Consider the following 13,927-nt stretch of genomic DNA (forward strand, 5'->3'; position numbering starts at 1 on the left):
AAAGGCTACCTGAAATTTCAGGTAGCCTTTTTAGCATTTAGCCCACTTTGTCGCCCGGCTGTGCGCCTGCATCCACATCGAGGAGCTTCAGTTTCCCATCCGCCGTGGCGGCACTCAAAATCATGCCTTCGGATACGCCGAATTTTGCCATTTTGCGCGGGGCGAAGTTGGCGACGGCAATGACCATGCGGCCGTTCAGCTCGGCGGGGTTGGGATAAGACGCGGCGATGCCGGAGAAGATGATGCGTTTTTCAAAACCGAAATCGAGGTCGAATTTCAGGAGTTTGGTGCTGCCTTCGACGGCTTCGCAGTTCAATACTTTGGCGACGCGCATGTCAATTTTCATGAAGTCGTCGAAGCTCGCCTGTTCGGCGACTTTTTCGTATTTGCCCTCTTCGGCGGCAGGCGCGGGGGTCGTCTGAATGCTTTGTTTGTTGGCTTCGATTAAATCGTCCACTTGTTTTTGCTCCACTCGTTGCATTAAATGTTCGTATTTGTTGATGGCGTGTTCGCCCAAGGTTTCGCGCGTGTTCGCCCAGGTAATCGTGTCCAGATTGAGGAAACGCGCGGCGTTGGCGGCGGTTTGCGGCAACACGGGGGCGAGGTAGGCGGTCAGCATGGTGAAGGCGTTGATGAGTTCGCTGCATACTTCGTGCAGGCGTTCGTCTTGACCTTCTTGTTTGGCGAGTTCCCACGGTTTGTTGGCATCGACGTATTCGTTCACGGCATCTGCCAATGCCATGATGTCGCGCAGGGCGCGGGCGTATTCGCGGTTTTCGTATTGCTCGGCTATGTTGTCGCTTTCGGCAGCGAGTTTTGCCAGCAATGCGCTGCCTGAAACGTCTTTCAGATGACCTTCAAAACGTTTGGCGATGAAACCTGACGCGCGGGCGGCGATGTTGACGTATTTGCCAACGAGGTCGCTGTTGACGCGGCTGATAAAGTCTTGCAGGTTCAAATCGATGTCTTCGATTTTGCTGTTGAGTTTGGCGGCGATGTAGTAGCGCATCCACTCGGGGTTCAGGCCTTGTTCCAGATAGGATTTGGCGGTGATGAAGGTGCCGCGCGATTTGGACATTTTTTGTCCGTCCACGGTCAAAAAGCCGTGTGCGTACACGCCGGTCGGGGCGCGGTGGCCGGAGAAGTGCAGCATGGCGGGCCAGAACAGGGCGTGGAAGTAGAGGATGTCTTTGCCGATGAAGTGGTACATCTCGGTTTGGCTGTCGGCTTTGAAGTGTTCGTCGAAATCGACGCCGATGCGGTCGCACAGGTTTTTAAACGACGCCATGTAGCCGACGGGCGCGTCCAGCCAGACGTAGAAGTATTTGCCCGGCGCGTCTGGGATTTCGAAACCGAAATACGGCGCGTCGCGGGAGATGTCCCAGTCGGACAGCGTGGTTTCTTCGCCTTCGCCCAGCCATTCTTTCATTTTGTTGAGGGCTTCAGGCTGAAGATGGGGCTTGCCGTCGTGCGGGTTGTTGCCGGAAGTCCATTCTTTCAGGTAGCCCGCGCATTCGCCCAGTTTGAAGAAGAAGTGTTCGGATTCGCGCAATTCGGGTTTGGCACCGGAAACGGCGGAATACGGGTTAATCAGTTCGGTCGGGGAATAGGTCGTGCCGCAGACTTCGCAGTTGTCGCCGTATTGGTCTTGGGCGTGGCATTTGGGGCATTCGCCTTTGACGAAGCGGTCGGGCAGGAACATTTGTTTTTCAGGGTCGAAAAGCTGCTCGATGACGCGGCTCTCAATCTTGCCGTTGGCTTTCAGCGCACGGTAAATCTGTTCGGAAAACTGTTTGTTTTCAGGGGAGTGGGTGCTGTAATAATTGCTGTAGTCGATGTGGAAGCCGGTGAAGTCGGCGATGTGCTCTTCGCGCACTTTGGCAATCATGTCTTCGGGCGCGATGCCTTGTTTTTGCGCGGCCAGCATCACGGGCGTGCCGTGGGTGTCGTCGGCGCAGCAGTAGTAGCACTCGTGGCCGCGCAGTTTTTGAAAGCGCACCCAAACGTCGGTTTGGATGTGTTCGACCATGTGGCCGAGGTGAATGCTGCCGTTGGCATAGGGCAGGGCGGAGGTAACGAGGATTTTGCGTTGCGGTGATTTGGTCATGATTCGCGGTTTGTTGGAAAGATGGGAATGGGCGGTATTATGCCACAAAGGGCCTGTCCTTAGCAGACGAAAAGGCTACCTGAAAGGGTTTCAGGTAGCCTTTGGATGGCGGAGGGGCTACCTGAAATTAAGCTTTGCCGTGCTGAATTACAGCAGCGCTTTCAGGTAGCCTGTATGCTTAGGGCTGTTTGTTTTGCTCTTCTGCTTTGCTTTTTTCCGGGAACACGAAAGAAGCGGCCACGCCCAAGGCCAGCACCGCGAGCACCACTGCCAGTGAGGCGTTGGGCGAAATTTCGTAGCCGTGTTGGAACAGGTGCTCGGAGGCGGAAAGCGCCAGTTTCACCGCGATAAAAAACAGCAGCGCCACCACGGCTTTTTCCAGGTGCACCAAATAGCCGCGCAGGGCTTCGAGCACGAAATACATGGTACGCAGGCCGAGGATGGCGAACATCATGGCGCTGTACACAATCAGCGGCTCTTTGGATACGGCAATCACCGCCGGTACGCTGTCGAAGGCAAACATCACATCGGAAATCTCGATAATGGCCAAACACAAAAACAGCGGCGTGGCCACCAGCGCACCTTTTTTTACCGGCTGCGGGTGGTGTTGTTCCGGATGTTTCAGGTCTTCGCCGGCCGGTTCGAGGCGCACGTCGGGGTTTTGGCGGCAGGCTTCGGTGAGCTCGTGGCCGCGCAGGAAGAAATTGTGTCCGTGGAGGCGCGGCCATACCGGGAAGAAACGGTGTACCCAGCGGTAGGCCAGGTGTTCGGAGTAGTCTTCATTGGCTTCTTCCTCTTCATCGCGGCGCAGCATTATGATGCCCGTCCAGCCCACCACCGCGGCAAACACGAGCTCCACATAAGACCCCAGCGCCATCAGGCCGGTGCCGATAGCCACGAACACCATGCGGAACACAATCGCACCGATGATGCCCCAATACAGCACGCGGTGGCGGTAGGCCTCCGGGATTTTAAACCAGGAAAACACGGCCATAATCACGAATAGGTTGTCCACCGACAGCACTTTCTCCAGCGCATAACCGGTGAAAAACAGGCTGGCCGTTTCGCTGCCGTGGTGGAACCACAAATAGCCGCCGAACGCCAACGACACCGCAATCCAAAACACCGACCACAGCGCGGCGCTTTTGAGCGACATGGGCTGGTCGCTGCGGTGGGCAAACAGATCGATGGCAATCGCGCCTACGGAGAGGACAACGAAAACGGCAACGGTTTCCAGCGGAAAACCTAAATGGGTGGTCATGGGAGGGAATCCTTATGGTGGTGTGTACGGGCTACCTGAAAAACCGGCTATACCTGAACAAACATTTTGTAATACTCAATCTCGCTGCGGGCAAACACAATGACTAGCCGGTCTTCGCCTTTGGGGATTTTCTTGCCGCCCATACCGCCGATGCACACGCCCAAGTCGGGAATGGTGAGATAGTATTTATCTTCTATATAATCGTATTGCTCTTTCCAAGCGGCAATGCTTTCGGCGGAGAATACGGGCAGGCCGTTTAGCGTGGGATTGGTGTGCTTGTTGCAGATAATGGCTTTCAGCTTTTTGCCCTGATTTTCATATATCAGCTCGCAGGCGGAGCGGTATTCGGTGGTTTGGCGCAGGATGTTGTCGATTAGGATTTTTGAGGCCTCACCCCATTCTTGGTTGATGCTGTCGAACGTAGCATCCAAACGAAACATCTCCGAGTTGGTGCGTACCGATTCGAAGGGGGTGATAATGAAATTGTTCATATAGGGCAAGTTCTTCTGATTAGGCTATTGCGGTGCGGCATTGTAATTCATGCTGCCTGTGGCGGCAGCAAAATTTGCATATTGCTGCAAAATGCAGCACGGCTTGCCTTCTATACGGGTGGGCAAAGCGTAATTGAGGCTACCTGAAAACTCTGCTATGCAAAAATAGCTGCGTGGCGTTTTCAGGTAGCCTTTGCTATGGCTGTCTAGCCGGGCTTACTGCTTGGGTGCCAGTTCTTTGGCCAGATAGAGCCAGGTTTCAATCACGGTATCCGGGTTCAGCGAAATGGTTTCGATGCCTTGTTCAACCAGCCATTTGGCGAAGTCGGGGTGGTCGGACGGGCCTTGGCCGCAGATGCCGATGTATTTGTTCAGCTTGCGGCAGGCTTTGATGGCCAGGTGCAGCATCACTTTCACTGCCGGATCGCGCTCGTCGAAGGTGCCGGCAATCGGGCCGCCGCTGTCGCGGTCTACGCCGATGGTCAGCTGAGTCATGTCGTTGGAGCCGATGGAGAAGCCGTCGAAGTATTTCAGATACTGTTCGGCCAGGATGGCGTTGGTGGGCAGTTCGCACATCATAATCAGGCGCAGGCCGTTTTTGCCGCGTTCCAGACCGTTTTCTTTCAGTGCTTTCACCACGGCTTCGGCTTCATGCAGGGTGCGCACGAAGGGAATCATGATTTCCACGTTGGTGAGCCCCATTTCGTCGCGCACGTATTTCAGAGCGCGGCATTCGAGCGCGAAGCACTCTTTGAAATCGGGCGAAATGTAGCGGGCGGCGCCGCGGTAGCCGAGCATGGGGTTTTCTTCGTGCGGCTCGTAGATATTGCCGCCGAGCAGGTTGGCGTATTCGTTGGATTTGAAGTCGGACATCCGCACAATCACCTTTTTCGGATAGGCGGAGGCGGCGATGGTGGCGATGCCTTCGGCCAGTTTGTCCACGTAGAAATCCACCGGTGAGGCGTAGCCGGCGATGCGCTCGTTAATCTGCGCCTGCAGTTCGGCATCTTGGCGGTCGAATTCGAGCAGGGCGCGCGGGTGGATGCCGATTTGGCGGTTGATGATGAACTCCATACGTGCCAAGCCGATGCCCTCGCTGGGCAGGCTGGCAAAGCCGAAGGAAAGCTCGGGGTTGCCCACGTTCATCATGATTTTCACCGGCGAAGCAGGCATGTTGTCCAGTGCCAAATCAATCACTTCCACTTTCAGCAGGCCGTCGTAAATCAGGCCGGTGTCGCCCTCGGCGCAGGATACGGTTACGCTTTGGCCGTGGGAGAGCACATCGGTAGCATCACCGCAGCCCACTACTGCCGGAATGCCCAATTCGCGGGCGATAATAGCAGCGTGGCAAGTGCGGCCGCCGCGGTTGGTTACGATGGCGGAGGCGCGTTTCATCACCGGCTCCCAATCCGGGTCGGTCATGTCGGTTACCAATACGTCGCCGGGCTGCACTTGGTCCATTTCGGCAGCGCTTTTAATCAGGCGTACGGTGCCTTGGCCAACTTTCTGGCCGATGGCGCGGCCTTCGCACAATACGGTAGATTTGTTTTCGATACGGTAGCGGCGCAGGGTGCTGTTGCGTTCTTCCTGCGATTTCACGGTTTCGGGGCGGGCCTGCAGGATGTAGAGCTTGCCGTCCAAGCCGTCGCGGCCCCATTCGATGTCCATCGGGCGGCCGTAGTGTTCTTCGATAATCAGCGCGTATTTGGCCAATTCGGTGATTTCTTCGTTGCTGATGGAGAAGCGTTTGCGTTCGGCTTCGTCCACATCTACCACCTGCACAGATTTGCCGGTTTCGGCGGTATCGGTGAACACCATTTTAATCAGTTTGGAACCCATGGTTTTGCGCAGGATGGCGGGGCGGCCGGCGCGCAGGGTGGGCTTGTGCACGTAGAATTCGTCGGGGTTTACCGCGCCTTGCACCACGGTTTCGCCCAAGCCGTAGGAGGCGGTTACGAACACCACTTGGTCGAAGCCGGATTCGGTGTCGATGGTGAACATCACGCCGGAAGCGCCGCTGTCGGAGCGCACCATGCGCTGCACGCCGGCGGAGAGGGCCACCACGTCGTGCTCGAAGCCTTTGTGTACGCGGTAGGAGATGGCGCGGTCGTTATAGAGCGAGGCAAACACGTGGTGCATCGCTTCTTTTACGTTTTCCAGGCCTTGGATATTCAGGAAGGTTTCCTGTTGTCCGGCAAAGGAGGCATCGGGCAAGTCTTCGGCAGTGGCGGAAGAGCGTACGGCCACGGAAATTTGGTCGGTGCCCGCATCGGCCACCAGTTTGTCCCATGCGGCTTTGATGTCGGCTTCCAGCTCGGCGGGGAAGGGGGTGTCCAAAATCCATTGGCGGATTTGCGCGCCCACGCGTGCCAGCTCGACCACGTCGTCTACATCCAGCTCGGCCAGCGCGGCGGAAATGCGCTCATTCAGGCCGTTGTGCGACAAAAATGCGCGGTAGGCTTCGGCCGTAGTGGCAAAGCCGCCGGGCACGCGCACGCCTTTTTCAGCCAACTGGCTGATCATTTCGCCCAAGGAGGCGTTTTTGCCGCCCACCTGTTCCACGTCGGTCATACGCAGATTTTCAAACCAGATTACATTCTTGCCAGACATGATTCTATTCCGTCCTGTGGGTAGTTAAGGGAAAACGGCGGTATTGTAGCCGCTGGCTGTATTTCTGTCATGGGCTACCTGAAACTTGAAGCGCAAAAGCTGCTAAAATAAACCGTTTTCAAACCTATTTGCTCACCCACATTAAGGCTACCTGAAAGGAATCGACCATGCCTCCCTGCACACGACACGCCATCTTTATTTCCGACCGCACCGGCCTCACCGCCGAGGGCATGGGCGACGCCCTGCTCAACCAGTTCGACAACATCGAATTCAAACGCCTCACCTATCCCTTTATCGACACCGCCGAAAAAGCCGAACGCGTGGTGGCCGAAGTGAATAAAATTGCCGACGGCTGCAACCTGCGCCCCATCATCTTCACCAGTATCGTGAGCGAAGACATCCGCCACATCATCCGCAACTGCAACGGCCTGCACCTGAGCTTTTTCGACGCCTTCATCAACAAACTGGAAGAAGAGCTCGGCACCCAGGCCGTGTTGCAAGTGGGGCGCACCCACGGCATCCAAAACACCGAGCGCTACGACGCCCGCATGGAAGCCGTAAACTTCTCGCTCAACCACGACGACGGAGTGTCCGCCAAAGACCTCGCCGATGCCGACGTGATCCTCATGGGCGTATCCCGCAGCGGCAAAACCCCCACCTGCCTCTATCTCGCCCTGCAATACGGCATCCGCGCCGCCAACTACCCGCTCACCCCCGACGATTTGGACAGCACAGACCTGCCGCGCATGGTGAAGCCCTTCAAATCCAAAATCTTCGGCCTCACCATCGACCCCGCCCGGTTGCACCACATCCGCACCGAGCGCCGCCCCAACTCCCAATACGCCAGCCCGGAAAACTGCCGGCGCGAAGTGAACGAGGCCGAATCCATGTTCCGCCAGCACGGCATCCCCTACACCAGCACCACCCATAAATCGGTGGAAGAGCTGGCCGCCGGCATCATGCTCGCCTGCAAACTGCAACGGCGCACATAAGCTGCACTACGGCAATATTTAAGAGGCTACCTGAAAACATGGCTTACCGTTTTCAGGTAGCCTTTTATATGGCAGCTTGCTTACTGGCTGGTGTTATCACGCCGATCAGGCCTTGCCTTTATTGTTTTTCAGGTAGCCTCCAAACGGCGGGCAGCCGGGCTGCCAAACTGCTTTGCTATAATCCCCGCATCCAATCCACGATCCGTCCATCATGCAACTCACCAAATACCTGCAAGCCCAAGGCATAGGCAGCCGCAAGCAATGCCGTCAGCTGGTCGAACAAGGCCGCATTGAGATTAACGGTGAAACCGCCGAACAACCAGCTGCCGAAATCGAGCCCGCCCAAGTGCAGCACCTCGCCATCGACGGCGAAGAGATTGCCGTCATTCCCCTGCCGCACTACTACATCCTGCTGCACAAGCCCGCCGGTTATGAAACTTCGCACAAACCGCGCGACTACCCCAGCGTGTTTTCCCTGCTGCCCGACCACATCCGCGCCACCGAGCCGCAAGCCATCGGGCGGCTCGATGCCGACACCACCGGTGTGCTGCTCATCACCAACGACGGCGCATTCAACCACCGCCAAACCTCGCCCAAACACCATGTGGCCAAACTCTACCGCGCCACGCTCAAGCATCCCGCCGGCGAAGAGCTGTGCGCCACCCTACGCCAAGGCGTACTGCTGCACGATGATAATGAAACCGTATCCGCTGCCGCGGCCGAATTGGAAAACCCGCACAGCCTGCTGCTCACCATCACCCAGGGCAAATACCACCAGGTAAAACGCATGGTGGCCGCTGCAGGAAACCGCGTGGAAGCCCTACACCGCCTGCGCTTCGGCGATTGGGAGTGTGAGGATTTGCTGCCGGGGCAATGGTGCTTTATCCAGCCTGAGGGTTAAGTGGCTTGCACATTTGGGGCTACCTGAAACACGGTGGGCGGGTTAAATACCCGCCCGTTTGCTGGCCGGATGGCTGGGTAGGTCGGTGTGGCTATGTCGATATTTGATGAGCTGCTTTTCAGGTAGCCTTCCCCAGCCGCCATATGAAGCCCTGCCGTTTGCCTATATAATCGCCGCCATCACACACTATACGGAAAAATTATGATGCTTCCCTTGCTCACTGCCGCTGCCAATGCCGATTGGCTCGACCAACTCGGCACCAATCTGCACGCCTTTCTGCTCAGCCTGTTTTCGCGCGAGGAATTCGGGCTGAACCAGCTGCTCGGCAGCTTATCCAAAACGCTCGGCTGGGTGGATTTGGTGTTGGCGTTGGCTTTGCTGGTGGGGGCGTATTTTCTCTCCAACCGGCTGCTGGGCAAGATGCCGGCGGAAGACGGCAAGCCGCATTTTTTGCGCCATATCGGGCGCCGCATTGCTTGGCCGCTATTGATGCTGCTGGGCGGAGCCTTGGCTTTGGGCGGCTGGTTTGCCTTTTTCGGGGCAACGGCGGTGTGGCTGCGACTGTTGGTGATGGCGGCGCGGTGGATGATTTTGATTCGGGTGGTGTTGGCGGTGTTTCATTCGGCGATTCCGGCCAACCGGTTTTCCGAACGGATGGAATCTTCGCTGGCTGCCGCGCTGTGGGTCGCGTTTCTGCTGTGGGCTTCGGGTATTGACGATTTGATTTTGGCCTGGCTGCGCGGTTTGCAGTTTTCCGTGGGTTCGGCGCGGCTTTCGCTGTATACCGTGCTCACCGGATTGTTGTGGGTAGGCGTGATGCTGGTGGGCGCGATGTGGCTGTCGCGCTATATCGATGCGCGGCTCAAAGGCAGCACGCGGCTGGATCCGAACCTGCAAATCGTGCTTTCCAAACTGGCGCGCTCGCTGCTTTTGGTGTTGTCGGTGTTGATTGCGCTGCCGCTGGTGGGCATTGATTTAACCGTGCTTTCCGTGTTCGGCGGCGCATTGGGCGTGGGCTTGGGCTTCGGCTTGCAGAAGATTGCCAGCAATTATGTGTCGGGCTTCATTATTTTGGGCGACCGCTCGGTGCGCCCGGGCGACCGGCTCACGGTAAACGGCTTCACCGGCTACGTGACGCAACTCACTTCCCGCTTCGTGGTGCTGCGCAGCGGCAACGGGCAGGAGGCGCTGATTCCGAACGAAACCTTCATCACTTCCACCGTAATCAACGAATCCTACACCGGCAAATCCCTGTGGCAGAGTTTAGACGTTCAGGTAGCCTACCATACCGATTTAACCCAAGCGATTGAGATTCTGCAAGAAGCCGCCGCCGAGCAGGAGCGTGTGAAAACCGACCCGCCGCCTAAGGCATATTTGATTGATTTTGCGGATAACGGCATCAATCTGCGGCTCGGCTTTTGGGTACGCGATCCTGAAAACGGCTTCCTCGGTCTCAGCTCGGCTATTTTGCTCACCGTGTGGCGGCGGTTTAACGAGGAAGGCATCGAATTCCCCTTCCCGCAGCGTGAAGTGCGCATTTTGAACCAAGACCTCTCGCCCGATGCCGCCGCCCTGCTCAAAGCCGGCTATCAGGCGCAGGGCGATACCGCCTCCGACGAATTCGCCAACGCCAACCCTGATCCTGCCGAGCCATCGGAAAGCCAAGAGGACGCTCAGTCATGAGCAGCCCAGCCTACAAACGCCCGGAATCCGTGCTGGTGGTGCTGCACGACGGGCAAGGCCGTGCTCTGATGCTTGAGCGCGTGTCTCCCCCCGGCTTTTGGCAATCCGTAACCGGCAGCCTGGAAGAAGGCGAAACCCCGTTTGCCACCGCCCTGCGCGAAGTGGCCGAAGAAACCGGCATCCTGCTCGCGCCAGAAGAGCTCACAGACTGGCACACGCAAAACGAATACGAAATCTACGAACACTGGCGCCACCGCTACGCCCCCGGCGTTACCCGCAACACCGAACACGTCTTCTCCGCCCGCATTCCCGCCGCCGGCCCCGTGCGCCTTTCCGTGCGCGAACACCGCGCCCACCGCTGGCTGCCGCTGGCCGAGGCGGCCAGTCTTGCCTTTTCCCCTTCCAACCGCGAAGCATTGTTGCGTCTGGCCGCCGAAACCGAAGGCAGGCTACCTGAAAAATTGACTGACCCACCGCTTTGATAGATGATGGCAGTCATCACCCCAAACGAGCCCTGTTATGGATACCCTGCTGCAAGAAGTTACCCAACAACTCGCCCAACGCGGCGAAACCATCACCTGCGCCGAATCCTGCACCGGCGGCCTGCTCGCCGCTGCACTCACCCGCCTGCCCGGCAGCTCCGCCTGGTTTGAAACCGGCTTCGTTACCTACAGCAACCACGCCAAACAGCAGCTCCTCAATGTGAACGCCGCCACCCTCAACCACTACGGCGCGGTAAGCGAGGAAACCGTGCGCGAAATGGCACTGGGTGCACTCATCGCCACCAAGGCCGATTACGCAATCAGCATCTCCGGCATCGCCGGCCCCGACGGCGGCAGCGAAGACAAACCCGTGGGCACGGTTTGGTTCAGCCTTGCCACCAAACAGCGCATCTGGGCCAAAGAGCAGCACTTTCAAGGCGACCGCGAAGCCATCCGAGCTCAAGCCGTGCGCTTTGCCCTGATGCTGATGAAAAAGTATTTGGAGCGATAGGCCGGCAGGGTTGATTGGAATGGAAAAGGCTACCTGAAAATTTCAGGTAGCCTTTTTGGTGGCGTGTTTTAACGACGACCATCCCAATTGCAATGTTCTACAGGAGGAATTTCGCACAACTGAACACCGCTTTGTGTGATGAGCATTCTTGGAAATGCGCAGAATTTATCTATAAACCGCTTTTGGAATTCTGGGCGCAGAATAATTCGGCTGGAGCCCAGTATGTTGCTGTCATTTGCAATCATGATAGATTGCCCATTTTCTGCGATCAGTCTAATCGCACAATCGCTTAATAAATAGCCAATATCTTCCGAAGCCTGCCGTGCATAAGCTCAATTTGCTTCATGCTATCCAAAGTAAATGGCGGTTCTACTTTAATAAACAAAGTAGAGCCTTTTATATTCTCTGCTGCTAATATTTTGCAATCGCGTGTATAAAAATCGCGCCAATATAATTCTTGCAAATCACCCCAATCCGTTGCAATGAGCACATATTGATTTTGGCATGGGAACAGCCAGCAATTGCCAGACAGTTGATCCGACATGTAGAAATCATCTTGAGGTTCGGTTTCATCGAAAGGGTAGAGCAAAGGAGTATGGTGCTCAATGATTCGATGTGTATAAATCTCAACCACAGACTGCCCAAGCAGATGGCGTAATGCTTCGATAGAAGGTGCGTCAGTTAAAATCTCAAAATGTTTCATCATTGATGCCTAGTGCGAAATGGGCTACCTGAAAATTTCAGGTAGCCTTTATTCATGCCGCCATTCTTACGCCTTGGGCAGGGTAACGCCGGTTTGCCCCATGTATTTGCCTTTTCGGTCTTTATAGGAAGTTTCGCACACTTCGTCGCTCTCGAAGAAGAGCACTTGCGCTACGCCTTCTCCAGCGTAGATTTTGGCAGGCAGCGGCGTGGTGTTGGAGAATTCGAGCGTTACATAGCCTTCCCATTCCGGCTCGAACGGGGTCACGTTCACGATGATGCCGCAGCGGGCATAAGTGGATTTGCCCAGGCACACGGTGAGCACGTTGCGTGGGATGCGGAAATATTCCACCGTGCGCGCCAGCGCGAAAGAGTTGGGCGGGATGATGCAGCAGTCGTCTTCCACGGTAACGAAGTTTTTCGGGTCGAAGTTTTTCGGATCGACGATGGTGCTGTTGATGTTGGTGAAGATTTTGAATTCGTTGGCGCAGCGGATGTCGTAGCCGTAGCTGGAGGTGCCGTAGGAAATAATGCGGCGGCCGCCTTGCTCTTTGATTTGGTTCGGCTCGAACGGCTCGATCATGCCGTGCTCTTCGGCCATGCGGCGTATCCACTTGTCGGATTTGATGCTCATGGTGTTTGTCCTGGGGTAAGTTGGTTTGGGGGAGGCTACCTGAAAGCACAGCTGAAGTTTTCAGGCAGCCTTATTCTATCTTTATTTTCAGGTAGCCTGCCGGCTGGATAGGCTACCTGAAAAATTGATGTTTACTCCTGCCAGCCGCCTAGAAGCGATACCAATTCCTGCAGCAGGGTAGAGAGCGCTTCGGCCATCAGGATTTGCGAGGCAAAGGCCAGGCTGGCGGCATCGTCGCCGTGGCTTTCGGCCTCTTCCTGCAAAACGTCTAAATACTGGATGCGTTTGAGCGTGAAATCCTGGGTGAGCACGAAGGCAATCTGCTCGCGCCACACGAGGCCTAGCTGGGTAACGGTTTTGCCGGTTTTCACGTGCTGCACCACTTCGTCGGCGGTCAAATCCTGTTTCGACACGCGCACGGTGGGCGCGGCATCGCCCGTGCCTTTGAGTTCGCACATATCATCCAGCTCGAAGCCGCCACCACACGCGCCGGCGAGCAGCCATTCGGTCATCAGGGAGGAAGGCGATTGTTTGGTGTTCGGCAGTTTGGCTTCGAGCCCGCCCAAGGCTTCGCGTAGCTTGGCCAGCAGGTTTTCCGCACGGGTGGCCGAGGCTTGGTTTACCAGCAGGAAGCCGCTGCGCGTGTCGCACACGGCCTGCGTTCTGCTGCTGCGGGTGAAGGCGCGGGGCAGCAGGTCGTCGGTGATTTGTTCTTTGAGCTCCTGCTTTTCTTTGCGACCCACGGTGCGCGCTTCGGCTTCTTGGATTTCGGCGATTTTGTCGTCCAAAATCTCGCGGATCACGCCGGCAGGCAGCACTTTTTCGGATTTCTTCAGCGCCACGCTCCAAGTGAAATCAGCGGGAAACACCAATTCCGGTGAAAACCCTTCCGGCGGTGCAAAGCCTTCGCCAAACCAGTCCAAACCCTGAGGCGGGGCAAATTCGGCCTCTTGCAGCTTGGCGGACAGGGTTTCCAAATCTGGCAGTTTGTCTTTGTTGAGGGGGTAAAAGCTGACTTGTTTAAACCACATTTTGCTTGTTGTTTCTATCTGTTTCAAAGCGCGGCATTATACCGCCAATCCGGCCAGTTTGCCGTTTCCCCCAAAACTTACTGCGCAGGCTTGCTTTTGCCAAAGGCTACCTGAAAGCATGAGCTTCAAATCAAAGTGAAAACCAAGGCTATACAAAGTGAAGGTATGGTGTCTGCGAAGCCCAAGTGCCCGCTTCCATCCAAATTCAAAATAGCCCGTACCCTGCTGCCACTTGACAGTGCTTTTTGCATCGGTATAATGCGCGCTCTTTCCCGCATGCGCCCATCGTCTAGAGGCCTAGGACACTGCCCTTTCACGGCGGCAACCGGGGTTCGAATCCCCGTGGGCGTGCCACTATTTCAAAAGCTCTGCTTAATGCAGGGCTTTTTTGTTTGGCTGAATGGGTATTCGGATAGTATGGCATGAATGCACATTTTTATGGATAAAGTACTTGTTTCTTCAATGTATTGTCTCTTATTGCCACACTGGTCGTGCTGTCTGTATCTCACAGGCTTGCACATG

12 protein-coding genes and 1 tRNA gene are annotated in these 13,927 nt (G+C 56.2%); 6 read left to right on the plus strand and 7 right to left on the minus strand.

Annotated features, from left to right (window positions below):
* Positions 1 to 37 precede the first annotated feature (37 nt).
* The 4 genes from metG to ppsA all read right to left on the minus strand — a co-directional run bounded on the left by metG (position 38) and on the right by ppsA (position 6,469).
* Positions 38 to 2,107 (minus strand): methionine--tRNA ligase, encoded by a 2,070-nt coding sequence (gene metG, locus HMPREF2796_RS04490; protein ID WP_070631303.1) that lies wholly within the window; start codon positions 2,105 to 2,107, stop codon positions 38 to 40.
* A gap of 178 nt (positions 2,108 to 2,285) precedes the next feature.
* Positions 2,286 to 3,368: a TerC/Alx family metal homeostasis membrane protein gene (locus tag HMPREF2796_RS04495; protein ID WP_070631305.1), complete on the minus strand. Its 1,083-nt coding sequence runs from the start codon at positions 3,366 to 3,368 to the stop codon at positions 2,286 to 2,288.
* A gap of 47 nt (positions 3,369 to 3,415) precedes the next feature.
* Positions 3,416 to 3,859, minus strand: a complete 444-nt coding sequence (locus HMPREF2796_RS04500) for a hypothetical protein (RefSeq protein WP_070631307.1) — start codon at positions 3,857 to 3,859, stop codon at positions 3,416 to 3,418.
* Positions 3,860 to 4,075: 216 nt separating this feature from the next.
* Complete coding sequence (gene ppsA / locus HMPREF2796_RS04505; protein ID WP_070631309.1) at positions 4,076 to 6,469, minus strand: phosphoenolpyruvate synthase; 2,394 nt, start codon at positions 6,467 to 6,469, stop codon at positions 4,076 to 4,078.
* Positions 6,470 to 6,636: 167 nt separating this feature from the next.
* On the opposite strand from ppsA, the gene HMPREF2796_RS04510 reads away from it, so the two are divergent.
* From HMPREF2796_RS04510 to pncC, 5 genes are all read left to right on the plus strand, one after another.
* Positions 6,637 to 7,461, plus strand: coding sequence for a posphoenolpyruvate synthetase regulatory kinase/phosphorylase PpsR (locus HMPREF2796_RS04510; RefSeq protein WP_070631311.1), 825 nt, complete (start codon positions 6,637 to 6,639; stop codon positions 7,459 to 7,461).
* Between the two features lie 211 nt (positions 7,462 to 7,672).
* Positions 7,673 to 8,362 (plus strand): pseudouridine synthase, encoded by a 690-nt coding sequence (locus HMPREF2796_RS04515; RefSeq protein WP_070631314.1) that lies wholly within the window; start codon positions 7,673 to 7,675, stop codon positions 8,360 to 8,362.
* A gap of 204 nt (positions 8,363 to 8,566) precedes the next feature.
* On the plus strand, positions 8,567 to 10,045 hold the full coding sequence (locus HMPREF2796_RS04520; protein ID WP_070631412.1) for a mechanosensitive ion channel family protein: 1,479 nt from the start codon (positions 8,567 to 8,569) through the stop codon (positions 10,043 to 10,045).
* Positions 10,042 to 10,527: a dihydroneopterin triphosphate diphosphatase gene (gene nudB / locus HMPREF2796_RS04525; RefSeq protein WP_070631315.1), complete on the plus strand. Its 486-nt coding sequence runs from the start codon at positions 10,042 to 10,044 to the stop codon at positions 10,525 to 10,527. Before HMPREF2796_RS04520 ends, nudB begins: the two co-directional genes overlap by 4 nt.
* 37 nt (positions 10,528 to 10,564) lie before the next feature.
* A complete protein-coding gene (gene pncC, locus HMPREF2796_RS04530; RefSeq protein ID WP_070631317.1) occupies positions 10,565 to 11,038 on the plus strand; it encodes a nicotinamide-nucleotide amidase in 474 nt (157 codons plus the stop codon).
* A gap of 289 nt (positions 11,039 to 11,327) precedes the next feature.
* Here the strand turns inward: pncC and HMPREF2796_RS04535 are convergent, their stop codons facing one another.
* From HMPREF2796_RS04535 to HMPREF2796_RS04545, 3 genes are all read right to left on the minus strand, one after another.
* Positions 11,328 to 11,744 (minus strand): hypothetical protein, encoded by a 417-nt coding sequence (locus HMPREF2796_RS04535; protein WP_141757563.1) that lies wholly within the window; start codon positions 11,742 to 11,744, stop codon positions 11,328 to 11,330.
* Between the two features lie 63 nt (positions 11,745 to 11,807).
* A complete protein-coding gene (dcd, locus tag HMPREF2796_RS04540; RefSeq protein ID WP_070631321.1) occupies positions 11,808 to 12,374 on the minus strand; it encodes a dCTP deaminase in 567 nt (188 codons plus the stop codon).
* A gap of 131 nt (positions 12,375 to 12,505) precedes the next feature.
* Complete coding sequence (locus tag HMPREF2796_RS04545) at positions 12,506 to 13,405, minus strand: recombination-associated protein RdgC (RefSeq protein ID WP_070631323.1); 900 nt, start codon at positions 13,403 to 13,405, stop codon at positions 12,506 to 12,508.
* A 278-nt stretch (positions 13,406 to 13,683) separates the two neighbouring features.
* Here HMPREF2796_RS04545 and HMPREF2796_RS04550 point away from each other — a divergent pair.
* Positions 13,684 to 13,759 (plus strand) — tRNA-Glu (locus HMPREF2796_RS04550).
* Positions 13,760 to 13,927 lie beyond the last annotated feature (168 nt).

Origin of the sequence: Eikenella sp. HMSC071B05, from assembly GCF_001811325.1 — a bacterium.
Lineage (GTDB): Bacteria > Pseudomonadota > Gammaproteobacteria > Burkholderiales > Neisseriaceae > Eikenella > Eikenella corrodens.